The sequence below is a fragment of the Collinsella sp. AF18-8LB genome, from assembly GCF_003459795.1.
Lineage (GTDB): Bacteria > Actinomycetota > Coriobacteriia > Coriobacteriales > Coriobacteriaceae > Collinsella.
Map to the genome: position 1 here is coordinate 554,103 of NZ_QRWU01000001.1, position 25,330 is coordinate 579,432.

Genomic DNA, 25,330 nt, shown 5'->3' on the forward strand with positions numbered 1-25,330 from the left:
ATGGCAGATTCCACCACCGATTACAACAATCTAGATCCCTTGGGTGACGAGGCGGCGGTTGTCGATGAGGTCGATGCCGCCGTCTCGGGCGCTCGCAAGAAGCCGCGCGCTGTCGATATGGTCCCCGAGGAGCCCGAGGCGATGGCGCCGGATGAGGAATACCAGCTCACGCCGGCGGGTCGCCGCGAGCGCATCGGGCAGATTGTTCGCCTGGTCAAAAAGTACCGCGTGTGGGATAACCTCACGCCGGTTCGTTTGCGCCGCCTGCTCGAGGAACTCGGCCCCATGTTCGTTAAGATGGGGCAGATTCTGGCCAACCGGTCCGAGATTCTGCCGCAACGCTTTTGCGACGAGCTGCGTCGTCTGCGCTCTGACGTGGAGCCGGTGCCGTACGAGGTCGTACTCAGTTGTCTGGAAGAAGAATACGGCCTGCGCCTGGGGGAGATGTTCGATGCGATCGACCCAAATCCGCTTGGTAGTGCATCGCTTGCGCAGGTGCATCGCGCCCGCCTGGTGACGGGCGAGGACGTGGCCGTTAAGGTGCAGCGCCCAGGTGCGCAGCAGGTTATGGCACAGGACATCGATATCATCCGCTCGGTGGTGCGTATCGTTTCCAAGTTCGTCAACACCGATCAGTTTGTGGACCTGCACGGCGTGGTCGAGGAGCTGTGGACCTCGTTTCGCGAAGAGACCAACTTTTTGGCCGAGGCAAAAAACCTCAACGACTTCTACGAGTTCCACAAGAGCGTTCATGGCGTGACGTGCCCTAAATCCTATCTGGACCTGTGCACCGAGCACGTGGTGGTTATGGACTACGTCGACGGCATTTCGATCGCCGATCCTGAACGCTTGGTGGCCGAGGGCTATGACTTGGAAAAGATCGGTGCCGCGATTGTCGAGGACTACTCGACGCAGGTGCTCGATGACGGCTTTTTCCATGCCGACCCGCATGCGGGAAACATCATCCTCAAGGACGGCATCGTTTACTTTATCGACTTGGGCATGGTCGGACGCATGTCGAGCCACGATCGTGGCATCGTTAAGGACATGATTTTCGCCGTGGCCGAGGGCGACGTGCCCAAGCTCAAGGATTCGCTCATGCGCTTCGCCGTGACGCGTGGCGACTCGGCCGAGCTCGATCATTCAGCGTTTTTGTCCGATCTTGACTTTATCGTGGCTGACTTTGCGGGCCTTGACCTGAAGGATCTGGATATCGGCGAGTTTTTGACCTCGCTGTTAAACCTCGCGCGTAAGAATGACGTTGAGCTGCCGAGCGTGGTGACGATGTTCGCGCGCGGCATGGTGACGCTCGAGGGTTTGCTGACCGAGTACATGCCCAACGTCAACATGATCCAGATCATCCAGACGCATATTAAAAACGAGAAAAGCACCTATGCGCGCGTGCGCGATATGGGGAGCGATCTTGCCGCGAGCAGCTATCGCGCGGTGAAGGGCTCGCTCGAGGCGGCCGAGTATCTGGGCCTGGCCTCGCGCATGCTCACGCGCGGCCAGCTTAAGGTGAACACGCAGATCATGAGCAGCGATAAGGCGCTGCGACAGCTGGGTGGAATTATCGACCGCATGTCGATGGCAATTGTGATTGCCGGCCTGTTTATCGGTTCGTCGGTGGTGTACTACGCGCGCATCGAGCCGGTTGTGTTTGGTATCCCGGTCATTGGCTTTTTGGGTTACGTGAGCGCGCTGGTGCTGGCGCTTATGCTGGGCCGCAATATCTGGCTCAACAGTCACGGCGGCAAGCACTAGAGGCTGCGACTGTCACCGCATTTTCCTATCGCAAACAATAGCTTTTACCTTGGGCTTCGCCTGCGTGCGAGGCCCTTTTGCGTGATAGCATATTGACAGTAATAATAGATGGCCTAGATGGTGGTGCGGAGACGCACGAACGCGCGGTTTTCCTGCGCGTTTGGGAGAATCGGGGTGCAAGTCCCCGGCTGTACCAGTAACCGTAATTCCTCTTGGCTCGGGATGTTCGCGTCGCAGATCGGACGGCGCGCCTGAGCCGTTAAGGTTAAGTCGGATCGCCTCCCATCTTGCATGCGGCTGCGGCGTATGCCGCCGGTGTGCATAGGGCTCTGGAAGGAAAGGGGACCCCGATGGGGGAACTCGAGCGCAACATGCGCGATGACGTGGGGCAGCCTCAAGGCAACGCTTCAAGTACAGACAATGGGGGACAAATGGATATGTTTGAGGACGAGCGCGAGCGCGCCTCGTTGCATCGCCGTGGCGCGCTTGCACGCGGTGTAGCCAAGCGCGGCCTGGTGGCATTCCTGGCCTTCGCGATGGTCTTTGGCACCACGCCGGCTCAGCTGTGGGCCGAGGGCGCCGAGGGCATTGCCGAGGCTGTGGCTCAGGCTACGACGCCGGGCGAGGACGCAGCGCTTGCGGGCGGTGCCGCTGAGCAGAGCGGCGCCGAGGTTTCGGATTCCGGGAGCGCGCCTGCAGCTAGTGCCGCTACAACAGGGGCAGCAACTGGCGACGAAGGCTCGGCGACGGGGGAGAGCCCTGCCTCGAGCGAGCAGTCTTCGACGGCATCCGCTGGCCAAGCAGGATCTGCCGCCGCGGCTGCCGTTCAAACAGAGAACCCGACAGAAACCGGCGATGTCGCCAAGAAGCAAGTCGAGGTCTCGTTCTCGATTATCGGCACCGATGCCGACGGCAAGGCTCAGACCTGGGTGGCACCTACGCAGCTTAAGCTCGACGAGGGCTCGACGGCTGCGGACGCCTTCGTTAAGCTGCAGCAGAAGGTGGGCTTCAAGGCGAAATACGATCCGAACACGGCATACGGTTTCTACCTCGAAAGCATCACGTCCCCGAGCGATGGCCGCACGCTTGCCTTCGATCCGGCGACTTATGCCTACTGGCAGCTGTTTGTCGACGGCGCGTCTTCCTCGGTTGGCGCGAGCGGCGTCAAGCTCACCCAGGGGCAGAAGATTGAGTTTGCCTATACGGCTGGTAGCTCGTCCCCTGTCGTTAAGGACCAGGTTGCCGCAAATGTGACCGTCATTGGTCGCGATGCCCAGGGCAAGACTCAGACTTGGGTCGATAATGCGCAGTATGTGGTGACGTCCGGCTCGAGCGCACTTGACCTTACGAAGGTCGCGCTTGAGGCGAATGATATTGACGCCGTTGCTGCGGGCTCCTTCATTCTGAGCCTTAAGTACAACGGTGTTGAGCTGGGTACGCCGCTCGATTATTCGACCTATTGGCAGCTGTTTATCAACGGCAAGTCGAGCGACTACACGGCAGACAATGTCACCATCCATGCCGGCGATACCGTCACGTGGTTCTACGGTGGCTGGGGCGACCAGTTGCCCTCCGATTCCGTCCATGCTTCCGTTCAGGTCCTCGGTAAGGACAAGGACGGCAAGCAGCAGGTTTGGGCTTCGACGGGTCAGATGAGTCTCAAGGCGGGCTCTACTGCCAAGGATCTGCTGGAGCAGACCGGCCTTAGGCTCGATTCTAGCGAATCGTCTTGGGGCTGGTTCCTCAACGGCATTTATTCGCCGTTCGACGTCGACGGTAAGCCCTATGTCGGGGATGCTGCAACCAATAGCTATTGGCACTTCTACGTAAATGGCGAGTTCAAGAACGTTGGCGCTGGTGCCTACGAGCTCCAAGAGGGTGACGCCGTCACCTTTATGTATGGTGCTGACGCCGATGCCCTTCCCGGTCAGGTTCTTGGGTCTGTCGATGTTATCGGCCCCGATGTCAACGGCAACAATACTCGCTGGGGCTCGGCAAGCAATGTTTCTTTGCCCGAAGGCTCTACTGCCCAGAACCTTATTGAGACGGTTCTGAAGGCCAAGGGCGTTACGTACAACGGCTCCCAGAGTGGTGAGTACTGGTTCCTCAATTCCATCAACTCGCCGTTCGATCACAAGCCGTATGCCTGGGATGCTGCGACCAAAAAATACTGGCACCTGTATATCAATGGAGAGTCCTCCTTACTCTGCGCCAACCAGATTACGCTCAAGAGCGGCGATAAGGTTACGCTTGCCTATACCACCGACGATTCGCCCATGCCCGATCCCGACAAGATTGTCGTGGATCCGAATGCGACGACTCCTGATTGGGATGCCGAGTGGGCCGGCTACGGCAACAGCGGCAACGGTTCGACCGTAACGGATGCCAAGACGCCTGCGCAGGCCGCCGGTCTTAAGTGGGCCTTCGATTGGAAGGCCGAGTCTGGCCAGCAGTATGCCAACTGCAGCGAGCCCGTTATTGCCAATGGTTTTGTGTACATCGCGACCGAGAACGAGCTCATTAAGATCGATTCGTCCACGGGCAAAAAGGTTGCCTCTGCGCCGCTTGCCTCCAAGGTGAGCTATACCTCTCGTCCGATCTATACCAATGGCCTTATCATCGTTCCGCTCAACGGCGGTGCGGTCCAGGCGATTACTGCAGACAAGCTGATCTGCAAGTGGCTGACGCCTGGTTTGACGGACCTGACGCAGAGCTCCTGCACCGTCGTTTCGGACGGCGAGTACGTCTATGTAGGCTCGGTCGATATTTCGTATGACGAGAATTACAACGCGACCTACGGCAATGGCTCCTTTGCGCGCATTAAGATTGCCACGGGCGAAGTTTCTTGGCAGAACATCGACCCTGCCGAGGGCTATTACTGGACTGGTGCGGCTTTGACGGATAAGTATGCCATCGTTCCTACGAGCGCGGGTACGCTTAAGTGCATTGATAAGACGACGGGCGATGTCGTTTCGACCATGAAGCTCGGCGCTGTCGCAAATGCCGATTGCATTGCCGATCCGTCCAATGGTTCGACCTTCTATCAGATGACGCACGACGGAAAGCTCCATGTGATTTCGCTTTCGGCGGAGGGCGTACTGAGCGAGCAGAAGACGGTCGACCTGGGCCTTACGAATAATCTGAGCGCCCCTGCGGTGTCTGGTGACAATCTGATTGTCGGCGGACAGACGGCTACTGGCTCTGCTCTGGTTCTCTATAACCTGAAGGCGGATAAGACCACGATGGTCGCTGCTGCCGACGGCAAGGCGCTGCCGGCTGGCCTCAACGGTATTGCTGCTACTCCGCTGGTGAGCGTTCGGGGCGGCAAGACCTATGTGTACTTCACTGTTAACAGCGCGGATAGCAAGGATTACGTCAACTACTCTGCTGGTGGTGGCGTGTATCGCTATACGCTCGGCGATGCAGAGGCGACGCAGATTTATGATGCGGCTGGCCATTACCAGCACTGCGACTCTCCGGTCATTGCCGATGCATCTGGCAACCTGTACTACATCAATGATTCGGGCACGTTGTTTAAACTTGGAGCTGTCGAGTCTTGGACGGTTGCCTTTAATTCCAACGGCGGGTCTGTTTGCGATACTAAGTTTGTTGCTACGGCCGATGGCAAGCTGGTCAAGCCGGCCGATCCGACGCGCGACGGCTACACTTTCGGCGGTTGGTATGCCGATGAGGCTTGCATGCAGGCGTATGACTTTAGCACGCCGGTGACGGCCGACCTGACGCTGTATGCCAAGTGGACAAAGAATGCCACCAACCCTGGCGGTAATGGCGGCGCTGGTTCCAATGGCGGCAGCGGTTCTGGTACCGGTACTGGTTCCGGCGCTGGCGCTGGCGCGGGTTCTGGCTCCGGCTCGAAGGGCGGCGCTATCGCCCCGGGTCATAAGCCGACGACCAAGACGACGGTGTCGACCAAGACCGAGACCAAGGACAGCAAGTCCGACAAGAAGGACTCCGATAAGTCCGATAAGAAGGACGAGAAGAAGTCTGACAAGAAGAACAACAAGTCCGACAAGAAGTCCGATTCCAAGTCCGATACGGGTGCTGCTTCCACGACCACTGCTAAGAAGTCCTCTGGTGCTTCCGAGCGGGAGGCTGGCACCAACCCGCTTGCCATTGTTGGCGTTGCCGCCGGCGTCATCGGTCTCGCCATCGTCGGCGTGTTCGTGTTCACCAAACGTCGGTAGGTGAGGGCTGTGTCCAATAAATCCAAGGACGCTGACCCCAAGCAACCAGATTCCTCGTTCATTCAGTTCGACGATGCAAAGCAAAAGGGCGCCGCTTCGGCGGCGTCCGCCCCTCGCCGCAAGGCGCTCCTCGGCGTTCTGACTGCCGCGTGCGCCATTCTGATCGTCGTCTCGCTGGGTTTCGTCCATCCTTCCACAAGCGGTGCCTGGTCTATCGACTGGATCATTCAGACCGTGACGGGGGAGAGCGTCGTCACCAAGGACACCAAGGCGTCTGGCTCGACTACGACTTCGGGCGAGGCCAGTTCCAAGGATTCCAAGTCATCGAATGACGCAAAAGATGAGTTCAAGGGTTCGAACGACGGCAAGGACGATTCCGAGTCTTCGGACAAGGAATCGGACAAAAACTCGGATAGCAAGAAGTCCGAGGACCAGGACGGCAAGAAGTCTGGCGATAAATCCGCTGCCCAGAATACGGGAGCCGGCGATACTTCCAAGGTGTCTGGTGGTGCTTCTTCGGGCGGTGGCCAGTCGTCTAATGGAGCCTCATCCTCTAATGGTGGAAACGCCTCCTCGGGCGGCCAGAGCGGCTCGCAGGAGTCCAACTACGTTACGGTGACGGTTTCGGTCACATCGAGCTCTGTGGGCAATCCTGTGTCCTCTGGTGGCACCTTTACCTTTAACGAAGGCGCTACCGTCTACGATGCCCTGTGCGCGCTGGGCCTTTCTGTCAACGCACATGGCTCGTCGTACGGTACGTATGTCTCCGCGATTGGTGGTTTGGCCGAGAAACAGTACGGCGGCACGAGCGGCTGGATGTACTCCGTCAACGGCACAACGCCCATGACGGCCTGCAGTAACTACGTTCTCTCCAATGGTGACAACGTCGTTTGGTATTACGTAACGGGCTAGAGGCCTCGACATAGCGCGCCAGACGGGCGGTTCGGACCAACATCCGGACCGCCCGATTTTCATGCGAATGGGACTGGGTCGCCGGGTCTCTCGGCAAACAAAAAACCGGTTGGAACGGGAATTCCAACCGGTTATACATTCAAGCAAATAGCGAATCGACTACGACCGTGCGCCCTCGAGGAAAAAGCGGCGGCTGAAGTAGTTGTACCAGGTGACGAGGAACGTGGCGATGGCCTTCATGGCCTGGTAGCCGATGCTCAAAAACGTGACGCCCACAAACATGTACAGGTCGTTGAGGCCCAGGCCGATCACCGACAGGATGGTGAAGATCGTGAACTCGCGCTTGCGGCTCATGCCTTCGCGGTGGTCGAACACGTACTTCATGCTGAGCCAGTAGTTGACCACGACGGATGTGATAAACGAAACCGTGGTGCTCATCAAAAAGTCAAGGTGAAACAGCTCGACGAGCGCAATGAGCATGCCCCAGTCGATGCCAAAGGAGATAAGACCCACGACAGCGAACTTGAGGAATTGCTTGGTATGAGGTTGTGCCAGTGCCTTGCGCACGTAATCACATCCAATGCGTTGATGAATCGAGCAGAGGATACTTTAGAGCTTTTGCAAGGGAAACGTAAGGTCTTTGCCAAGAACTATACGAACTCGCCAAATTTTCAAGAGCTAATCCGCAAACGTTGAAAATTTGCCCGTAAACGAACGATGCCCACGGGCGATACTGTACTGAGCACGCATTGTCCGTGGGCATCGTAAGGCTGTAAGGTTGCGAGTTACTTGGTCTCGTCACCCTCCAGGAAGATCTTTCGGGTCACAAAGTTGTAGACCATGACAAGCGCGGTGGCGCAGATCTTGGCGATATTGGCCTCGAGCCCCAGACCGGCGTTGAGTGTCAGCACGATACCGTCGTTGAGTGCCAGGCCGATCACGGACAGCACGACAAAGATGATGAACTCGCGGCGGCGGCTCATGCCTTCCTTGTGCGCAAACACGTACTTCATGCTCGCAACGTAGTTAAAGATGAGCGAGACGATAAAGCCGCTGGTGTTGGCGATCAGGATGTTAAGGCCCAGACCGTAGTGGAGCAGATTCATGATGCCAAAGTCGATGACGGTGGCAATGACGCCGACGACGCCAAACTTCATGATCTGCGCAAGGAGCTTTTGCATGGTACCTGCCTTAGGGTGGCGCCGCTGCGCCGCGGGGATGACAAACTCAGCAAGTTTAGCCAATCCCCGCAAGCGGGGCTAGGCGCGCTTCTCGATAGCACCGTTTCTATATGCATCGAGCAGTTGGCGTAGGTCCTGGATCTGGCTGCGGATCTTGGCGCCGGTATCGGTGTCGCTCACCATGCGGCGACGGTCGGCCTCGTCAAAGCGGTTGGTCTCGCTTTCGATATCGATGTTGCGGGTGAGCGCCTCGGCAACGGTGGTAAAGGCCTGGTGCGACTTGAGGCGGCATCCTCGCGAGCTCGAGATGAGCGTGTAGCCGGCGATGCCCGTTTTGGGATGGTAGGCGCGACAGAAACCGCCGTCGATGACCAGCAGCTTGCCGTTGGCGCGGATGGGCTGCTCGCCCTTGGTGGTCTTGACCGGGGTGTGCCCGTTGATGATGTGACCGGTCGGCGAACATGCCATGGGCGCGACACCAAACTCGCGCATGATGTCGTCGCAGACCGAGGGCGACTTGGTAAGCGTAAAGTACGGGTCCATCGGCTCGACCCAGGTGCTCTTATCGGCGATATAGGCGCGCTCAAAGGTACGCACCAGGCGTCCGCTGGCGGGCGAATTAAAGCCAATCCACAGGTACCACATCCAGTCGAGAGCATCGCGGTCGCCCACGCGCCAGGCGCGGCGTGCAATGTAATCGCAAAAGTCGAAGTAATCGCGGCCGGCGTGCCAGGCACCCAGGCAGTTCATGCTGCTGAAGGTGCCGTCTTCGTTGAGCGGCACGCAGCCGTGGAACAGCAGGTTGCCGTTGGCGACCTTGTACATCGAGCCGTGGGAATAGAGGAAATCGATATGGCGATGCAGGTGATCGGCGGTGACAAACTCGGACACGAGCTTGTCGATGATGTGCTGCTCTTGGGGCGTGAGCGAATAGGGGTCCGCCGGGTCGACGGTGGGGAAGTCATTGGTCGTGAGCTGCCGCACGCTGCCGTCGGCGAGCGTGACCGTGCCGGTGTCGTGATCGATCTTGTCGAGCAGCAGGCGGTCGACCATATCGAACTCGGGGTGGCGCTGGATAAGCTGGCCCTCGAGCTTAAAGAGCAGCACGTTGATGGCCTTGATCAGCGGGGTGATGGACTCACCGGCGGTGTAGGTGGCATCGGCAAAGGCGACAAGCTCGCGCAGCGAGACACCGTAGTCGTTCTCCAGGATCTCGTAGTTGTCGTAGCGTAGGTTGTTTCGCAGCACCGTGGCGATACAGGCGGGCTCGCCGGCAGCGGCGCCCATCCACAGCAAGTCGTGGTTGCCCCACTGGATGTCGATTGAATGGTAGGTGAGCAGGCGGTCCATAATCTTGGCAGCGCCGCCGCCACGGTCGAAGATATCGCCCACCAGGTGCAGGTGGTCGACAGCCAGGCGCTTGATGAGCGAGGCAAGCGACTCGATAAAGTCGTCGGCGCTGGCGGTCTCCAGGATGGACTCCACGATGCGCTCGTGATAGCGCACGCGATAGTTGTTCTCGTCCGGGTGCGTGTGCAACAACTCGTCGATGATATAGGCGTAATCGCGTGGGATGGCCTTACGCACCTTGGAGCGCGTATAGCGGCTCGAAAGCGAGCGGGCAACTATGATAAGCTGGTCGAGCATTGTCTTGTACCAGGTGGGGGAATCCTCGTGCTGGCTGCGGACCAGGTCGATCTTCTCGCGCGGGTAGTAGATGAGCGTGCACAGCTCGCCCTTCTCGTCAAAGGAGAGCGTGTCGCCAAAAATCTCGTCGACATGCTCGCGCACGACGCCCGAGCAGTTGTTGAGGATGTGCATAAAGGCTTCGTACTCGCCATGCACGTCGCTCATAAAATGCTCGGTGCCCTTGGGTAGGTTGAGGATGGCCGAGAGGTTGATAATTTCGGTAAATGCGGATTGTTCGGTGGGGAACTGTTTCGACAGCAGGCGCAGATACTTGAAGTCTTGCGGGTTGCGATCGAATGCGACCATGAAACACCTTCCGATAGGGCTGGTAAAACTGATAAACAGCGTCAAGCGTTTATCAGTATGCGCCGCTTTTGTTTCGATTGGGGATGGGCGGCCGAATTGTTTGCCGAACGGTTTGGTAAATCGATTTAGTTGAGGTAGATATGGCGGTTGGGTGGAGACGTAGGGTCGTTTTTACAGACGCATGCCGCTGGGGTCGATAGAGATGATGACGGTAAAGATGTTCACTACCTCTGGCTCTATTTGGTAAATAGTGGACATTTGTACCGTATGTAGGCTCACTGTGCGATAATTTGCGCAGCAATGAGTAAGGAGCCTCATATGAGTGATTTTGTCCTGACCTGTGAATCTGCCGCTGACCGAACTCGGGAGTTCTTTGCGTCGCGCAATATCCCTGTCGTGTGTTTTCATTACGAGATCGACGATGTTGTCTATACGGACGATCTGTATCAGTCGATTACGCCGGACGAGTTTTTTGCCCAGATTGCCGCGGGTGCCATGCCCAAGACGTCTCAGGTGAGCGTGGGTGAGTATGAGGAGTTTTGGGAGCCGATTGTTGCCGAGGGTAAAGACGTGCTGCACCTGACGTTGTCGTCGGGTATTTCGGGCACGTATGGATCGGCCTGCGTTGCGGCGCAGATGCTCGCGGATCGCTATCCCCAGGGCGGCAAGGTGCGCGTCATCGATTCGCTGGCGGCGTCTTCGGGCTTTGGCCTGTTGCTGGAATATGCCGCCGACGTGCGCGATAGCGGGGCTTCACTCGATGAGACGGCTGCCTGGATCGAGGAGCACAAGCTCAACCTGCAGCACTGGTTCTTCTCGACCGATCTGTCGAGCTACCTGCGCGGCGGTCGCATTTCGGCTGCGAGCGCGATCATCGGCACGGCGCTTAAGATTTGCCCACTTATGACGGTCGATTGCGAAGGTAGGCTGTCGCCACATGAAAAGATACGCACTAAGAAGCGCGCGATTTCCGAGATGGCTAAGACCATGTTGGCACACGTGCAGGACGGTGCGGATTATTCGGGTAAGTGCATCATGTCGCACTCGGCGTGCCGAGAGGATGCCGAGGCAGTTGCGGCGCTGATTGAGGAACAGGTTCCGCAGCTCAAAGGCAAGATTGAGATCAACAATATCGGTGCTCTGATTGGTTCGCACACCGGACCTGGTACGGTGGCGCTCTTCTTTATGGGCGACAAGCGCGTGGATTAATTTGCCCCATCACGTCGCCGCATGATTGCTCAAACGAAAACGGCCCGCCTCACGTTTGTGGGGCGGGCCAAGTTGTTTTGCTAGCGTTTCTTTCCGCGGAAGAAAAAGCCGTGTAGTGACGGCTTGAGGCCGCGGTTGGCGCGACGTTCCTCAACGCGCTCGTGGATCGAGGCGACGCGCTCGATGATCTCGTCGGGAATTGGCACGTCGGGATTCATATTCTCGACCTGACTGACCTCGGCGGCGGCGACCTGATCAATAATGGGTACATTTTCGCGCGAAATAACGGGCGTGGCGTCTTCCTTCATCTTGCGATAACGCTGCATCATGTCGGTCTGTAGCTGTTGTGCCGAAGGCGGCGTCCAGATGATGGCGTTGGCGCCGGCGGCGATGGTCTCGCGAATGCTTTCGGGCGTCTTGCCGCCCGGCGCGATGAGCGGCAGGTTGGGATAGTGCTCGCGCAGCTCGCGCAGGACCTGCGGCGTGTTCTTACCGGCTGCGATGTTGAGGATCTTGGCGCCGGCGCGCACTTTGGCGTGAGCATCGTCGTCGCAACGAACGACCGTGGCGATGACGGGGATGTCGGCGATGTTGGTGATGTGCTCAACCATCTCGGCGGTGGCGGGGGAGTTGACCACGCAGCCCGCCGCGCCCTGCATCTCGGAGACGGCTGCCATCTGCACGGAGCGCTTGCCGGTGGTGGTGCCACCGCCCACGCCTACAAAGACCGGGCACTCGGCGACGGTCAGCAGCGCCTGCGTAATGGCGGGCTGCGGCGTGAAAGGGTAGACCGCAAAGACGGCATCGGCATTGGAGTTGCGGATAACCGCGACATCGGTGGTGTAAATGAGCGACTTGATGCGGCGGCCAAAGAGCGTAAAGCCGCTGGCCTCCTCGATCTCATCGGGCATGCGGAGGGCCGCCTTGCGCAGACGCCCGTCGATGGGCAGCGGCTCCATGGGCAAAAGGCCATTGGGAGTTACGGCTACCTGGGGCTCGGTAAATTCGTCCGCAAGCTCGACCTCGGAAAAATCGACCGAGGCGACGATGTCCTCGTGAACCTCGGCGGGAACATCGATGGGGGCTTGGTCGTTTGTCGCGGTGGGCGTGTCGAAGGAGCTGGTGCCGACGAAGGCGTCGACGCGCTCGTTTAGATCGTTGAGGGTATCCATGGAGGCTCGATTCTATGTGATGACGGCCGGCAGGGTGCCGGCAGCGCTGTGCTTGCTAAATCGTTTGACGAGTTGATTTTTCCCCGCCGCGTCATCCGTTAGACCGAAGGGCCGGCGAACGTGAAGGAGCTGTGGTGGCGGGAATCGAGGTGCTATCTTGAAAGTCCCGTATGCAAAAGAAAGGTGACGCGGTATGGAATTCTCGGCAATGTTGGGCTCGATTGGCCTGTGTGTGGGCGCAATCGTTGCCGCCGCGGTCATCTACTTTGTGGTCACGGCCATTAAGGGTAAAAGGGCCGAACGCAAGGAGCGCGCGATGCTTAAACAGCATCGCGACCAGCAGGGCAAACGCGCACGGAGATAGCTTGTTGAGTTTTGGATCCGTGCGCTAGCTGCGTTTTCGGATCAGGGCAATGTAGAAGCCCTCAAAGTCGCGGCTAGGCGGAATGGTGAGCGTGCCGGGCATACCGTTGGCGACGGACGAGACATGGCCGGCGGCGATGGCCTCGGTGAGGGCGTTGGACTCGATACGTGGCTCCTTACCAGCTTCCTGGGCGCGGCGTGCCTCACTTTCGCTTGGCGTGCCGTCGAGGGGGATGAGCTCGCAGTCCATATGCTTGTCGAGGGCCTCTTGCAGGGCATCCTCGTTTTCCTGCGGCAAGATCGAACAGGTTGAATAGACCAGCGTGCCACCCGGTTTGAGGGCCCCCAAGGCGCGGTCCAGAAGCGCGCGCTGCGAGCGGGCGCATTTGTTGAGCAACTGCTCGGTGAGGCCGCGTAGGCTCTTTTCGTTGTCGCTGATAACGGTGCCCGTGCCGGTGCAGGGGGCGTCGAGCAGGATACGGTCAAAGCGGAAGAACTCGTCAAGCTCGCGCGCGTCAATGCGCATGACAGGCACGTTTTTGGCGCCTTGGCGGCCCAAGTTGGCCTCAAGCTTTTCGGCGCGGGGAATGCTCATCTCGCAGGCCGTGAGGTGTGCCTGTCCCTGGGTGAGGGCGGCGATCTGCGTCGTCTTGCCGCCAGGGGCTGCGCACATGTCCAGGATGTCCTCGCCTGCCTGGGCGCCCAGGACCAACGGCGGCATCATGGACGACAGGCTCTGCAGATAGATTTTGCCGTCGCGGTAGATGTCGAGGTCCCACAGATCGGATACCTGAGCCTCGGGCAGGATAAAGGCGTCTGGGTACCAGGCGACGGGGTTGTGGGCGATGCCGGCTGCGTCGAGCGCCGCAGCGATGTCCTCGGCTGTTGCCTTGAGCGTGTTGGCGCGCAGCGTGACCGGGCGTGCGGCTGCGGCGCCAAAGCCTTCGATCATGAGGTCGGCATCGGCGGGCGCATAGGCGCCGGCGACCGTGTCGACCATAAAGCGCGGCAGGTCGACGGCGGAGGGTTGGGTGGCAAGCTGGTCGGAAAGCTCGGTGGCAGCAAACTGCCTAAGCTTGAGCTCAGGCTTAACCTGCTTTTTCTGCTTACGACGACGCGGCTTAGACATCCGTCTTTCCTTCCTGTTCCACTCAAGTAGTCAATTTGGGACGGGGCTTTTTTAGCTATCCCGTCTGTTTTGGCAAGCGCTGCAGCCAAGGATGGGACGGGTAGCTAAAAAAGCCCCGTCCCAGATTGACTACTGCGCCTTGCCGGTTGTCTAGTACTGGCTCTCGTGCTTGCTGAAGAAGTCGAAGCGCGGGGGCAGCGGCTTCACGCGGTGCTCGCCGGGCTTCTCGCCCAGGCTCTCCACAAACTCGTCCGTGGAGGCAAAGATGTTATCCCAGCTAAAGAAGGCGACCGGGTCGACGTCGAAGTACTCGCAGATGAGCTCGCAGCCGGCCGGCACAATGCCGTGCATGAGGACGGTCGCCACGCGCAGCTCGGTAAAGGCGTCGGTGAGGGCCTGCGTCATGGCGGCGTTGGCCTCGGCGCCCTCGAGCTTGTTGGCGGCCTTGGAGGCGTCGCTCCAGCGCTTGTTGGCGGCACGCAGGTAGTCGTCGCACACGGCGAGCGCGCGGTGTGTCTCGAACTTGTACATGGCCTGCTCAAAGGCAAGGGCGGCCTGCTCGGCAGCCTCGACCACGGCGGCAGAGGCCGCGCCGGCAGGAATGCAGCCGTTGCGATAGGGGCTCTCGTCGCCTTCCTTGACGGCAACGCCGTAGAAGCAGCTGCGGGCCAGGCGGTTGAACACGCCGGTCAGCAGCGCGCTCTCCTTAAGGGCCGGGTCGATAACGCGCTTGTCGTCGCAGGCGCGCACCTCGTTGCCGTCCTTGTCCTTGCCGGTCACGCGCGTGTCGTATGCCTTGGGGCTAAAGCTCACCGGCTTCTCGGACAGGCCGAGCGACAGCCAATGCGCGCGCATCTGCTCGCAGGTGTAGTGGTTGAGCAGATCGTCTGCCGGCGGGGGAGGCGTCTGCGAGGACGAGCTGGCCTTTTTGCCCATGTAGAGCAGGTGGTAGCAGGCACTGACGGTGCTCTGCGTGAGGTCCCAACCCAGGGCCTCCCACATGGCGGTCTGCGCGATGCAGTAGAAGTAGATGTTGTCCTGACCGATGAACTGGTAGATCTGAGCGTCGTCAGAGCACCACCAGTCGCGCCAGTCGAGCGAGCTGTGCTGGTAGGTGGGCACGGGGACCTGCGTGGAATCGGCGGCTGGCTCGCCCATGAGGGCGGCATCCTGGGCGGCAACGCCCTCGGTCACGCCGGCGGCTTTGGCATCGCGCGCGAGCACGGTACGCGTATAGCTGATGGGCGCCCACAGGCTCTCGGGCCAGCACCAGCAGGTGACGTCGGAGACGCCATCGACCTCGGGCACCGGAACGCCCCAGTCGATGTTGCCGGTGATGCGGAAGGGCACGAGCGCCTTGCCGCTGCGGAAGCGCACGCCACCGTTGGCGAGCACTGCGTGGGCATCGTCGCGCTCCTTCCAGCTGGGGAAGGTGACGGTAAAGCTGCTCTTGTTGCCCTCGGGCTCCAGCACGGTGTGCTCGGGAAGCTGATCCTCGACGGCATCGAAGGCCTCGCGGAACTTATTCTGAATGTAGAGCTGAGCCGGCAGCAGCCACTCTTCCATGGTTTTGGAGACCACGGAGCGAACCTGCGGGTTCTGGGCGAGCTTGGCGGTATAGGTCTTCATAAAGTCGAGGTAGGCCGGCAGGTCAAAGTAGAGGTTGTCGACCGGGCGCAGCTCGGGCACCTCGCCGGTGAGCTGGCTCTTGGGCGCGATGAGTTCCTCGGGCTCAAACTGGTGGCCCAGGTCGCACTCGTCGGCATAGGCCTTCTCGGACTTGCAGCCCTGAATGGGGCAGCGGCCGATCACCTGGCGGCCGTTGAGGAACGTGCCGGCCTTGGCGTCGTAGAACTGCAGCGTGGAGCGCTTGGAGATGGTGCCCTGCTCGTGCAGGCGCTCGATAATCTCGGCGGTAACCTCGTTGTGAATCTGCGCGGCAGGCTCAAGACCCGAGCCGCCGTAGATATCGCAGCTGATGTTGTAGTTGTTGAGGGTCGCGGCCTGGCGGGAGTGATTGGACTCGACGTACTCGGCGATGGACTTGTCGTAGCCTTCGTTCTCCTTGAGCTTGCGGTAGCTCTCCATGATGGGCGAGCCGTAGCAGTCGGTGCCCGAGGTGAAGATGACGTTCTCGCTGCCCAGGCGGTCGCGCAGGAAGCGGGCGAAGAAGTCGGCCGGGACAAAGACGCCGCCGACGTGGCCAAAGTGCAGGCCCTTGTTGCCGTAGGGCTCGCCAGCGGTAACGATGGCGCGGCGCGGCCAGCTGGGACGGTCGTTCATGGAGTATTTAGATGCCATGGGACTCCTTCGCATAGGTGAAAGCGCGGCCGGCGCAAGGCCTGGCGGCGCGGTGGTCAATTCGTGCATATCGTTCGACATTATCGCACATGCGGGTAGGTGCGTGGCAGGGGCGCTATCCTAAGATGCTATGAATGAGATTTCCAACATACATGCGTTTGAGGACGAGGATTTTCTGCACGCCTGCTTCGTGTGGGGGATGGCCGTGCTTGGCGTATTTGCCGTGTGCTTGGTGCCGGTGTTTATGCTGCTGGGCGGGCCTGCGGACTTGGATGCGGCTGAAGCGGGCGGCTGGACGGGAGTCGTGGGCTGGATAGTCGGCTTAGCTGCGGTTTCGGCGGCGGCATTTGCCGTGCACGAGCTGTTACACGCCGCGTTTTTTAAGCTGTTGGCGCCTGCGGGCGCGCATGTGACCTTTGGGGCGAATCGCGAGACGGCGATGATCTACGCCTGTGCCGAGGGCGTTGTGTATTCGCGCCGGCGCTACATTGCCATTTGCCTGGCGCCCACGGTGATCCTGACGGCGGCGTTTGCCTTGGGGTTAGCATTTTCGGGCTATCCGCTGCTGTGCTACCTGGCGGCTGGCCTGCATTTGTCGGGCTGTGTGGGCGACTGGTATTACGTGTGGACCATTTTGCGCGACCGCCGCATTGCCGCCTGCGAGGACACGTCCTTTGGCGTACGCTTTTTCGCAAAGTAGTCTTTTTGGGACGGGGCTATTTTGACTACTTTCCTGTTGATGCAGATATTTGGAACTGCTTTACATCAAAAGTAGTCAAAATTGCCCCGTCCCAAAAAGACTACCCTGGGCAAAGATTGGGAGGAGATGTCCATGAAGCCGTTGTTGCTGCATGCTTGCTGCGCGCCGTGCTCGCTTGAGCCGGTTCGCCTGCTGCGCGAGGAGGGGTTTGAGCCCACGATCTGCTGGACTAACCCCAATATTCAGCCGCACGATGAATGGCGGCGGCGTCTGGACGAGCTGCGCCGGTGGTGTGCCGACGGCGACATCGAGCTTATCGAGGCCGGAGAGGACCGTGAGCGCTGGGAGGCCGGCGTGGCCCCGCTGGGCGCCGATCGGCCCCGTCGCTGTCGCACGTGCTATGCCCTACGCCTGGCCGAGGCATGCCGTGTGGCTCAGGAGCGCGGGTTTGAATATGTAGGCACGACGCTCGCTGTCTCGCCCTATCAGCTGTTCGAAACGTGCAATGATGTGCTCGAGCGCCTGGCTGCCGCCCGCGGGCTCACGCCGGTGATTCGCGATTTTCGCCCGTATTATCCCGAGGCCACGCGTCGTTCGCGCGAGCTGGGCATGTATCGGCAGAACTACTGTGGCTGCCGCTTTTCGGCCGTCGAGGCGGCCATGGACCGCGCCCGCATCCGTGACGAGCGCAAAGCTTCCAAATAGTAGTTCTTTTGAGCTGGCAGCCTGCTAGGATGTAGAGCGGACTTTAGCTATATAAGGAGAATCCGACGTGTCTATGCGTACTGATGATTTTGACTATAACCTGCCCGAAGAGCTCATCGCCCAGGCTCCTGCCGAGCCGCGTGACTCCTGCCGCCTGCTGGTGGTGAATCGCAAGGGATCTGAGGCGGGAACGCCGCTGGAGCACGGCGGTACCGTTGAGCACCGTATCTTCCGTGACATCATCGACTATATCGAGCCGGGCGACGTACTCGTCATCAATCAGACGCGCGTGATGCCGGCCCGTCTGATCGGTCGCAAGGCGGGCTCGGGCGGCGTGGTGGAGACGCTGCTGCTTAAGCGCCGCGAGGACGTGGATCCACTGGGTCACGTGTGGGAGTGCCTGGTTAAGCCTGGCAAGCGTCTGAAGCCCGGCGCTCAGATTGAGTATCGTGCCGGTGGCGCCCATGCGCCCGAGGGGGCTCCCGTGGTGCTGACGGCCGAGGTCGTCGACTTTGTTACCGATAGCCGCGGCGGACGCCTGGTGCGATTTGAGCCGGCCGGTTGCAATGCCGCCGGCGACCCGCGCACGCTCGACGAGGCCATCCATGCTGCCGGCCACGTGCCGCTGCCGCCCTACATTACCGATTACGAGGGCGATCCCGAGAAGTACCAGACCGTCTATGCCATGAAGGAGGAGCACTCGGCTGCCGCCCCCACGGCGGGCCTGCACTTTACCCCCGAGCTCATGGCTGCTATCGAGGCCAAGGGTGCGAAGTTCGCCGCTGTCGAGCTCGAGGTGGGCATCGATACCTTCCGTCTGGTGGAGGAGGACGACCCCACGCAGCACGTCATGCACACCGAGCGCTACCACGTGTCGCAGGAGGTTGTCGACGCCGTGCACAAGGCCAAGGCCGAGGGTCATCGTGTGATTGCCGTCGGCACCACCGCAGTGCGTTCGCTCGAAAGCGCCTTTGATGCGGATGCCCCGGTGTTCGATCCGGCTGTGACGGCGCGCTATTTTGAAGGCCGCGAGGACGGCGCCGACACGCTCGGCCGCGGTGACATCGTGGTGCGCGAGAATGCGACGACACAGCTCTACCTCATGCCCGGCTCGACCTATCACGTGGTCGACGCGCTGATCACGAACTTTCACGTGCCGCGCTCTACGCTCATGATGCTCGTGAGCGCGCTTGCCTCCCGCGACCAGATCATGGATGCCTACGCCGCCGCCATTGAGGAGCGTTACCGCTTCTTCAGCTTTGGCGACGCGATGCTCATTTGTTAGTTACGCGGTTCTACGAACCGCGTAACCACCTGACGCTGCCAAAGTATCGGCCTTGCCTTGGCTGTCAATGTGGCACTCATTGGGGACGTACTTAAATGAGTACCTGCGGAATGAGAGTGGATAATCTCCCGTTTTTGGCCCGTCTGCGGGCTCAAAGTGGGAGATTATCCACTCTCATCATTGATTAGTCGTTGGGGACGTTCTTGTTTGACTGGTCGTTTAAGAACGTCCCCAAAGACTACTTGCTCGCGAACAGCCAGACTAGGATGATCACGAGAACTACGGCAACGATGCAGACGATGGCGCCGGTGAATTTGATGCGGGAGTCGCGGGTACGCTCGCGCACCGCGTCCTCGGCGGCCTCGAGCTGGGCGACTTCTCGCTCGGTCTCGGCGTGCTCGGCTTTGTCTCGGGCCAAGGATCCTGCAAGCGACTCAGTGATCTCTGGGTGGTCGTGCACCTCGGTCGCCTGTTCGATGATCGACTGCGCATGTGCGGCATCTGCTTGGGCATTGGCGATGGTCTGCTCCTGGTCACGGCGTGCCTTGTCCTCGGCAGTGATCTTCTCGCGCAGCTCGCGCTGACGAGTCGCGGCGGCCGTTTTCGCCGTCTGCAGCTCGTCGCGCGCGGCATCAGCTTCGGTCGTCACGGCTTGGTGCGCGCGCTTTGCGTCGGCGATAGGGGCTTGAGCCTGCTCGACGGCCTGCTCGGCTGCGGCAAGCGAGTGCTCAAGGTCGGCGGTGATGCGCGGGACATCTTCTTCGGCTTTACGCAGGGCATCTGCCGTGTCGGAGATCTGCATCGAGAGCTCGCTGGTGCGTACCGTATAGTTGGCGGGATTTGCCGAGGGATTGCGTTGCAGCTCGGCATACTCATGACGCAGCGTCTCGAGCTGGGCGCGCGTGGCGTCGACGGTTTGTTGTGCGGCCGCAATGCCGGCGTCTCGCTCGGTCTTCACCTTGTCGCGGATGCGCTTGGAATCCTCAAGACGTCGAACGAGGCGGTTGCCGGTCTCGCGCGAGCTCGCCTCGCGGGCCTCCACGGCGTCGAGCGCGGCCTTCAAGCGGAGTTCAGTCGCGTCATCCTCTGTCTTCATTTGTTCGAGCTGGCCCTTGAGCTCTGTCGCCTTGGCGGCGTGGGCATCACGGTCAATCTCAGCGGCCGCTGCAGTCTTTTGGGCCGTGGCAATCGCCTGGCGCTGGTCGGCGACGATCTGGTCGTAGCGGCCTGCGATATCCTGGCGCGTCTCGAGTTCCTCGGCCTGATCGGCAATGCGCTGCTCAAGTTCGGCCAAGTGGGCGCGGGCGTCGGAAAGTGCCTTTTTCGCGGCGTTCATCTCACGCATGGCCGAGGCGCCCTGGGCGATAAAGGTGCCCACGGCGTTCGCAGTGTTCGAGACAGCGGTCCCCAGATCGCGGCTCGCGGCGGGGGAATGCGGGGCGGTCGGGCGAGCGGTGTCGGCAGCATCCGCATCGGCAGCCTGCGGCGCGGCGATATTGCCGGTACCGCCCTCGACCACAGAAAAGCCTGCTGCGTGCGGATCGACCGCGTCGGCGCCAATCGTGGGGTGCTCGAGCTGCAGAAACGAGGGCATGGTGCTGCCCTGGTCGGCGACCGGAGTCTCGCCGGGCACGAAGGTCGAGGCCGCCTCGGCGGCCTCCTCTTCCTCGGCGTCCACGTCGGCATCGGCGACGGCGTCTTTCATCGCTTTGACAGCATCCATCATGGAGTCCATGACGGCATCGAGTTCTTCTTCCGAAGACACCTCGATGGGGCCCGCCGCCTGTGGTGCGGGTTCCGTGTCAGGTTCGGCATGGCTCAGCTTCGGCTGCTCGCTTTCGTCATGCTCGACAGTACCGTCTGTGTCTGTTGCCTTATCCGCACCGGCGTGCGCATCTGCACCGGCGTGCGCATCGGTGGAGGCGTCGACGCAGGTAGGAGTATCGCAGTCGTCGACGGCGTCTGCTGAATCATCAATATGCTGTTGAGTCTGGGGGTCCAGCTCGTCTGTCATAGGCATGTGCTCCTCATCGTTGTTTGTCACCCTATGATAAAGTTTCGCGCCGACATCCCACGCGCCGCAGCAAAGTTTCAAAACGTGTTCGATGGCTCGATCTGATAACAATAACTCGGCCGCTTTATCCAGTTTTTACTTGACAATCCCTTCGCCGAACGACGTGGTGCCGTTCGCCTACCGCGGTCTTTTATTTTCGCTTGAACACGCTAAAGTTACATTCCAGCTTTTGGCGCGTGAATTTGGATGCGCGCAGTCGGCGGGCGTGTCCGCCGCGATTTGAAAGGACTTTATATGGGACTTTTCACTGGTAAGACCGTAATCGTCACCGGCGGCGGCAAGGCCACGCTTAAGGACGGCTCCGCTGGCTCCATCGGCTACGGCATCGATATCGCATTTGCCAAGGAGGGCGCAAACCTCGTCATTACCGGCCGCAACGTTGCCAAGCTCGAGGCCGCCAAGGAGTCCCTCGAGGCGGAGTACGGCGTCAAGGTGCTGCCTGTTCAGGCCGATGTCTCGGCTGGTCAGGACAACGAGGCCGTCGTGCAGAACGTTATCGACAAGGCGATTGAGGAGTTCGGTCGCATCGACGCCGTCGTCAACAACGCTCAGGCCAGCGCTTCGGGTGTGACCATCGCCGACCACACTATGGACCAGTTCAACCTGGCCATTTACTCTGGCCTGTATGCCACCTACCTGTACATGCAGAAGGCCTATCCGCACCTGAAGGAGACCAAGGGCTCCGTGGTCAACTTTGCCTCGGGCGCCGGCCTGTTTGGCAACTATGGCCAGTGCAGCTATGCTGCCGCCAAGGAGGGCATCCGCGGCCTGACCCGCGTCGCCGCCAACGAGTGGGGTCCCGACGGCATCAACGTCAACATCGTGTGTCCGCTTGCTTGGACTGCTGCGCTCGAGAACTTCCAGGATGCCTATCCCGAGGCGTTCAAGGCCAACGTCCACATGCCGCCGGCGGGCCACTACGGCGACGTCGAGAAGGAGATCGGCCGCGTGGTCGTTCAGCTCTGCGGCCCCGACTTTAAGTACATGAACGGCGAGACCGTCACCCTCGAGGGCGGCATGGGCCAGCGGCCGTAGGGTTACGCGGTTTTACCAAACTGCGTAACAGCTCGACGCTGCGCGGGCCGCATTTGGACAATCTGACGTTCAACTTCAAGGGCGCGACCAGAAGGTCAGCGCCCTTTCGTTTCACGTCACCTTGCCTCAAATGCGGCCCGCTCGCTGACTTATGCTCAACCTGCGGCGCCATTTTGCTTGAAGGCACCTTGCTCACTTTGGCGGGTTTTCGCTGGATGTAGTCGTTGGGGACGTTCTTAAATGACTAGTCGAAAGGGACGCTCTTGCCGGCACTTGGGGACAGTCCCTGAGTGCCGGCAGATTGGGGCGCTCCTTTGTCAGGCTGCCCTGAAGACTGTCCCCAACAGCTAGTCGTTTAAGAACGTCCCCAACGACTAGTCGTTTAATGCATCAGTTTCTGTCGAGTCGGTGCTTCTTGCGGGTTGCCCGTATAATGGTTTGCGTATGAGCCGCAACCAAGGAGTTCCAGTTTATGGATCAAAACCTGTTTAAATTCGACCTGATCGCAGAGGATCCGACGACGCACGCGCGTGCCGGTGTGCTGCACACCCCGCACGGTGACATCGAGACACCGATCTTTATGCCCGTGGGCACCAAGGCAAACGTCAAGGGCATCCCCACCGAGACCGTCAAGCAGCTCGGTGCGCAGATCGTGCTCGCCAACACCTACCACCTGTCTATGCGTCCCGGCGAGGACACCATCGCCGAGCTGGGCGGACTGCACAAGTTTATGAACTGGCATGGTCCCATCCTCACCGATTCGGGCGGCTTCCAGGTGTTCAGCCACAACGACGCCGTCAAGCTCACCGACGAGGGCGTGCGCTTTATCGTCAACGATTACGACGGCCGCCACGTGTTCTGGACGCCCGAGGACAACATGGAAATCGCCATGAAGCTTGGCTCCGACATCTGCATGCAGCTCGACCAGTGCCCGGGTTATCCCGCCACGCGCGCCTACGTTGAGCGCGCCGTTGAGCTGTCGAGCATGTGGGCCGAGCGCTGCTATAAGGCTCACACCCGCGATGACCAGGCGCTCTTTGGCATCGTTCAGGGCGGTATGCACCTGGACCTGCGCCTTCGCTCGCTGCGCCATCTGGAGGAGTGCGGCGATTTTCCGGGTTATGGCATCGGCGGCTACTCGGTGGGCGAGGACCACGAGACCATGTTCGAGACGCTGGCGCCGCTGGCTTCCGAGTACATGCCTAAGCACAAGCCGCGCTACCTGATGGGCGTCGGCAACCCCACCACCCTCGTGCGCGGCGTGGGCGTGGGCATCGACATGTTCGACTGCGTGCTGCCGACGCGTACCGGCCGCATGGGCACGGCGTTTTCGAGCGAGGGTCGCCTCAACTTCCGCAATGCCCGCTTTGCGCACGACGACGGCCCCATCGATCCCACCTGCACCTGCCCGGTATGCACGGGCGGCTACAGCCGTGCGCTCATCCGCCACATGGTCACGCAAAAGGAGATGCTCGGCGGCATTTTGCTCTCGATGCACAACATCTACTACTTGCTCAACCTTATGCAGCAGGCTCGTCAGGCCATTATCGAGGGCAGTTACGGTGCGTTTGTGAGCGACTGGATGAACAGCCCTGCGGCGGTGGATTACTAAGAGCTCCGGGCTCGCTTACGAGCTGTTCGCGGCCGGCGGCGGGCATTGCATTCGCTGGCATCGGCTGCGCGACCGCTGACCGATGGCTTGCAAGCACTTGATGCATCGTGGGTACCATACCGAATGGTTGATGTTCGGGCGGGTGTTTGGCGCATGGCGTCGACCCCGCCCGTTTTCTTTTTCTCGATAGGAGTACCCATGATTAAAAATGAGAACGTCGAGGGCGAGCCTGCCTACGACGAGACGTACCGCCGCGGTCCCGTGGTCATGCGCGGCCCCATGATTCCTAAGGACAACACCTACGCCAACCTGCTGGCACCCGAGGAGTCGACCGACTGGCTGCATGCCGATCCGTGGCGTGTACTGCGCATTCAGGCCGAGTTTGTCGACGGCTTTGGCGCGCTTGCCGAGCTCGGACCTGCGGTGACCATCTTCGGTAGCGCCCGCACGCCCAAGACCGATCCGCTCTACAAAGCGGCACGTACCGTCGGGCGCAAGATCGCGCAACGTGGCGTGGCGGTCATCACAGGTGGCGGCCCCGGCATCATGGAGGCAGCCAATAGGGGAGCGGCGAGCGCCAACGGCAAATCGGTCGGCTTGGGGATCGAGCTCCCGCACGAGCACGGGCTCAACAAATACGTGAACTTGGGCATGGACTTCCGTTACTTCTTTGTGCGCAAGACCATGTTCGTCAAATACAGCTCGGGCGCCATCGTGTTCCCCGGCGGTTTTGGTACGCTCGACGAGATGTTCGAGGTCCTTACGCTGGTGCAGATGCACAAGGTCAAGCGCATGCCGCTCGTGCTGGTGGGCAGCGAGTACTGGCAGGGCCTGTTCGACTGGCTCAACGGCCCGGTGATGGACGCCGGTATGATCAGTCCGCTCGATCCGGATCTAGTACACATTACCGACGACCTCAACGAAGCCGTCGACATTGCGCTCAGCGGGTTGATGTAGAGCAATCGTGCCCACCGCGACATGAATATGCATGGCAATCTGATGCTTTCTAACGTCAGGTTGCCATTTATATTGGGTATACTGATGCAAAAGACGAGGGCGAGGAGGTCGCGTATGTCTACTGCAACGGTTAAGCCTACGACGGTTCGGATCGAAGAGGGGCTCAAGGAGCAGGCGACCGAGTTCTTGGATTCGGTCGGCCTCAGCCTCAATTCCTATCTCAATCTTGCCGTTCGGCAGCTTGTAAATCAGCGAAAGATTCCTTTTGAGATTGTAGGAAGGGCGGAGGTGCCCAACGAGGCGACGAGGCGTGCCATGGTGATTGCCGAGGCTCATGAATTGGGGATTCTGCCAGACGACAGCCCGTCATTCAATAACGCTGATGAGCTTATATCATTCCTCGATGAGGGCTAGCGATGTTTGAGATTGAAATCGAGGCTCAGTTTAAGGCGGATTACAAACGGACGATGCGCATCCATCCGCAGCTAAAAACCGAGTTTAAGGCGGCAGTTGCAGAGCTTGCGGCTCACGGCTCGCTTCCCGCGGAATATGGTGCCCACGAGCTTTCAAACCCGGGCGGCAACTACAACGGTCACATCGATTTCCATCTATCCGATGGCTTGGTCGACGTGGTCGTTCTCTATTTGCCGCATAAGACTAATCCTGTGATCCGGTTGGTCAGAATGGGCTCGCATGACGAACTGTTTCAGGGTTCGCACGGTTGATTGCTC

General features: G+C 60.1%; 20 protein-coding genes. 13 read left to right on the forward strand and 7 right to left on the reverse strand.

Annotated features, from left to right (window positions below; genetic code table 11):
• From DWX25_RS02455 to DWX25_RS02465, 3 genes are all read left to right on the forward strand, one after another.
• Nucleotides 1-1,764 carry an AarF/ABC1/UbiB kinase family protein gene (locus tag DWX25_RS02455; protein WP_117763146.1) on the forward strand — a complete coding sequence of 588 codons (1,764 nt, stop codon included), beginning with the start codon at nucleotides 1-3 and terminating at the stop codon, nucleotides 1,762-1,764.
• Between the two features lie 431 nt (nucleotides 1,765-2,195).
• Nucleotides 2,196-5,969 carry a DUF4430 domain-containing protein gene (locus tag DWX25_RS02460; protein ID WP_158557553.1) on the forward strand — a complete coding sequence of 1,258 codons (3,774 nt, stop codon included), beginning with the start codon at nucleotides 2,196-2,198 and terminating at the stop codon, nucleotides 5,967-5,969.
• Between the two features lie 9 nt (nucleotides 5,970-5,978).
• Nucleotides 5,979-6,881 (forward strand): DUF4430 domain-containing protein, encoded by a 903-nt coding sequence (locus DWX25_RS02465; RefSeq protein ID WP_233505189.1) that lies wholly within the window; start codon nucleotides 5,979-5,981, stop codon nucleotides 6,879-6,881.
• 159 nt (nucleotides 6,882-7,040) lie between these two features.
• On the opposite strand, the gene DWX25_RS02470 is transcribed toward DWX25_RS02465, so the two are convergent.
• The 3 genes from DWX25_RS02470 to DWX25_RS02480 form a co-directional block, all read right to left on the reverse strand.
• Nucleotides 7,041-7,448 carry a GtrA family protein gene (locus tag DWX25_RS02470; RefSeq protein WP_022095123.1) on the reverse strand — a complete coding sequence of 136 codons (408 nt, stop codon included), beginning with the start codon at nucleotides 7,446-7,448 and terminating at the stop codon, nucleotides 7,041-7,043.
• Nucleotides 7,449-7,666: 218 nt separating this feature from the next.
• Nucleotides 7,667-8,062 carry a GtrA family protein gene (locus DWX25_RS02475; protein WP_117798677.1) on the reverse strand — a complete coding sequence of 132 codons (396 nt, stop codon included), beginning with the start codon at nucleotides 8,060-8,062 and terminating at the stop codon, nucleotides 7,667-7,669.
• A 78-nt stretch (nucleotides 8,063-8,140) separates the two neighbouring features.
• Entirely contained in the window at nucleotides 8,141-10,057 is a 1,917-nt protein-coding gene (locus DWX25_RS02480; protein ID WP_117798679.1) for a fructose-1,6-bisphosphatase, read from the reverse strand.
• 318 nt (nucleotides 10,058-10,375) lie between these two features.
• Here DWX25_RS02480 and DWX25_RS02485 point away from each other — a divergent pair, with 318 nt between their 5' ends.
• Entirely contained in the window at nucleotides 10,376-11,266 is an 891-nt protein-coding gene (locus tag DWX25_RS02485) for a DegV family protein (protein ID WP_117798681.1), read from the forward strand.
• Nucleotides 11,267-11,346: 80 nt separating this feature from the next.
• Here DWX25_RS02485 and DWX25_RS02490 read toward each other — a convergent pair whose 3' ends face one another.
• Nucleotides 11,347-12,438, reverse strand: a complete 1,092-nt coding sequence (locus DWX25_RS02490) for a hypothetical protein (protein ID WP_117798683.1) — start codon at nucleotides 12,436-12,438, stop codon at nucleotides 11,347-11,349.
• Nucleotides 12,439-12,631: 193 nt separating this feature from the next.
• On the opposite strand from DWX25_RS02490, the gene DWX25_RS09435 reads away from it, so the two are divergent.
• Entirely contained in the window at nucleotides 12,632-12,802 is a 171-nt protein-coding gene (locus DWX25_RS09435; protein ID WP_158557554.1) for a hypothetical protein, read from the forward strand.
• Nucleotides 12,803-12,826: 24 nt separating this feature from the next.
• Here the strand turns inward: DWX25_RS09435 and DWX25_RS02495 are convergent, their stop codons facing one another.
• Together DWX25_RS02495 and DWX25_RS02500 are read right to left on the reverse strand one after the other, a co-directional pair.
• Entirely contained in the window at nucleotides 12,827-13,930 is a 1,104-nt protein-coding gene (locus DWX25_RS02495; RefSeq protein WP_117798685.1) for an RsmB/NOP family class I SAM-dependent RNA methyltransferase, read from the reverse strand.
• A 150-nt stretch (nucleotides 13,931-14,080) separates the two neighbouring features.
• Nucleotides 14,081-16,231 (reverse strand): class I tRNA ligase family protein, encoded by a 2,151-nt coding sequence (locus tag DWX25_RS02500; protein ID WP_117798687.1) that lies wholly within the window; start codon nucleotides 16,229-16,231, stop codon nucleotides 14,081-14,083.
• A 130-nt stretch (nucleotides 16,232-16,361) separates the two neighbouring features.
• On the opposite strand from DWX25_RS02500, the gene DWX25_RS02505 reads away from it, so the two are divergent.
• From DWX25_RS02505 to queA, 3 genes are all read left to right on the forward strand, one after another.
• A complete protein-coding gene (locus DWX25_RS02505; RefSeq protein ID WP_117734470.1) occupies nucleotides 16,362-16,931 on the forward strand; it encodes a DUF3267 domain-containing protein in 570 nt (189 codons plus the stop codon).
• Nucleotides 16,932-17,063: 132 nt separating this feature from the next.
• Nucleotides 17,064-17,636: an epoxyqueuosine reductase QueH gene (locus tag DWX25_RS02510; RefSeq protein ID WP_117734471.1), complete on the forward strand. Its 573-nt coding sequence runs from the start codon at nucleotides 17,064-17,066 to the stop codon at nucleotides 17,634-17,636.
• Between the two features lie 73 nt (nucleotides 17,637-17,709).
• Entirely contained in the window at nucleotides 17,710-18,921 is a 1,212-nt protein-coding gene (gene queA, locus DWX25_RS02515; protein WP_117742995.1) for a tRNA preQ1(34) S-adenosylmethionine ribosyltransferase-isomerase QueA, read from the forward strand.
• 238 nt (nucleotides 18,922-19,159) lie between these two features.
• Here the strand turns inward: queA and DWX25_RS02520 are convergent, their stop codons facing one another.
• Nucleotides 19,160-20,935 carry a hypothetical protein gene (locus DWX25_RS02520; protein ID WP_117798689.1) on the reverse strand — a complete coding sequence of 592 codons (1,776 nt, stop codon included), beginning with the start codon at nucleotides 20,933-20,935 and terminating at the stop codon, nucleotides 19,160-19,162.
• A gap of 294 nt (nucleotides 20,936-21,229) precedes the next feature.
• Between DWX25_RS02520 and DWX25_RS02525 the strand changes: the two genes are divergently transcribed.
• The 5 genes from DWX25_RS02525 (at nucleotide 21,230) to DWX25_RS02545 (ending at nucleotide 25,324) form a co-directional block, all read left to right on the forward strand.
• A complete protein-coding gene (locus DWX25_RS02525; protein WP_035137314.1) occupies nucleotides 21,230-22,030 on the forward strand; it encodes an SDR family NAD(P)-dependent oxidoreductase in 801 nt (266 codons plus the stop codon).
• A 472-nt stretch (nucleotides 22,031-22,502) separates the two neighbouring features.
• Nucleotides 22,503-23,642 (forward strand): tRNA guanosine(34) transglycosylase Tgt, encoded by a 1,140-nt coding sequence (gene tgt, locus DWX25_RS02530; protein WP_117798691.1) that lies wholly within the window; start codon nucleotides 22,503-22,505, stop codon nucleotides 23,640-23,642.
• A gap of 198 nt (nucleotides 23,643-23,840) precedes the next feature.
• A complete protein-coding gene (locus DWX25_RS02535) occupies nucleotides 23,841-24,599 on the forward strand; it encodes a TIGR00730 family Rossman fold protein (protein ID WP_117798693.1) in 759 nt (252 codons plus the stop codon).
• A gap of 114 nt (nucleotides 24,600-24,713) precedes the next feature.
• Nucleotides 24,714-25,013: a type II toxin-antitoxin system RelB/DinJ family antitoxin gene (locus tag DWX25_RS02540; protein ID WP_117734476.1), complete on the forward strand. Its 300-nt coding sequence runs from the start codon at nucleotides 24,714-24,716 to the stop codon at nucleotides 25,011-25,013.
• Nucleotides 25,014-25,015: 2 nt separating this feature from the next.
• Entirely contained in the window at nucleotides 25,016-25,324 is a 309-nt protein-coding gene (locus tag DWX25_RS02545) for a type II toxin-antitoxin system YafQ family toxin (RefSeq protein WP_117734477.1), read from the forward strand.
• Nucleotides 25,325-25,330 lie beyond the last annotated feature (6 nt).

Coding starts and splice junctions, on each gene's coding strand:
- DWX25_RS02455 (WP_117763146.1), top strand. CDS start 1: ATGGCAGATTCCACCACCGATTACAACAATCTAGATCCCTTGGGTGAC.
- DWX25_RS02460 (WP_158557553.1), top strand. CDS start 2,196: ATGGATATGTTTGAGGACGAGCGCGAGCGCGCCTCGTTGCATCGCCGT.
- DWX25_RS02475 (WP_117798677.1), bottom strand. CDS start 8,062: ATGCAAAAGCTCCTTGCGCAGATCATGAAGTTTGGCGTCGTCGGCGTC.
- DWX25_RS02480 (WP_117798679.1), bottom strand. CDS start 10,057: ATGGTCGCATTCGATCGCAACCCGCAAGACTTCAAGTATCTGCGCCTG.
- DWX25_RS02485 (WP_117798681.1), top strand. CDS start 10,376: ATGAGTGATTTTGTCCTGACCTGTGAATCTGCCGCTGACCGAACTCGG.
- DWX25_RS02490 (WP_117798683.1), bottom strand. CDS start 12,438: ATGGATACCCTCAACGATCTAAACGAGCGCGTCGACGCCTTCGTCGGC.
- DWX25_RS09435 (WP_158557554.1), top strand. CDS start 12,632: ATGGAATTCTCGGCAATGTTGGGCTCGATTGGCCTGTGTGTGGGCGCA.
- DWX25_RS02495 (WP_117798685.1), bottom strand. CDS start 13,930: ATGTCTAAGCCGCGTCGTCGTAAGCAGAAAAAGCAGGTTAAGCCTGAG.
- DWX25_RS02500 (WP_117798687.1), bottom strand. CDS start 16,231: ATGGCATCTAAATACTCCATGAACGACCGTCCCAGCTGGCCGCGCCGC.
- DWX25_RS02505 (WP_117734470.1), top strand. CDS start 16,362: ATGAATGAGATTTCCAACATACATGCGTTTGAGGACGAGGATTTTCTG.
- DWX25_RS02510 (WP_117734471.1), top strand. CDS start 17,064: ATGAAGCCGTTGTTGCTGCATGCTTGCTGCGCGCCGTGCTCGCTTGAG.
- queA (WP_117742995.1), top strand. CDS start 17,710: ATGCGTACTGATGATTTTGACTATAACCTGCCCGAAGAGCTCATCGCC.
- DWX25_RS02520 (WP_117798689.1), bottom strand. CDS start 20,935: ATGACAGACGAGCTGGACCCCCAGACTCAACAGCATATTGATGATTCA.
- DWX25_RS02525 (WP_035137314.1), top strand. CDS start 21,230: ATGGGACTTTTCACTGGTAAGACCGTAATCGTCACCGGCGGCGGCAAG.
- tgt (WP_117798691.1), top strand. CDS start 22,503: ATGGATCAAAACCTGTTTAAATTCGACCTGATCGCAGAGGATCCGACG.
- DWX25_RS02535 (WP_117798693.1), top strand. CDS start 23,841: ATGATTAAAAATGAGAACGTCGAGGGCGAGCCTGCCTACGACGAGACG.
- DWX25_RS02540 (WP_117734476.1), top strand. CDS start 24,714: ATGTCTACTGCAACGGTTAAGCCTACGACGGTTCGGATCGAAGAGGGG.
- DWX25_RS02545 (WP_117734477.1), top strand. CDS start 25,016: ATGTTTGAGATTGAAATCGAGGCTCAGTTTAAGGCGGATTACAAACGG.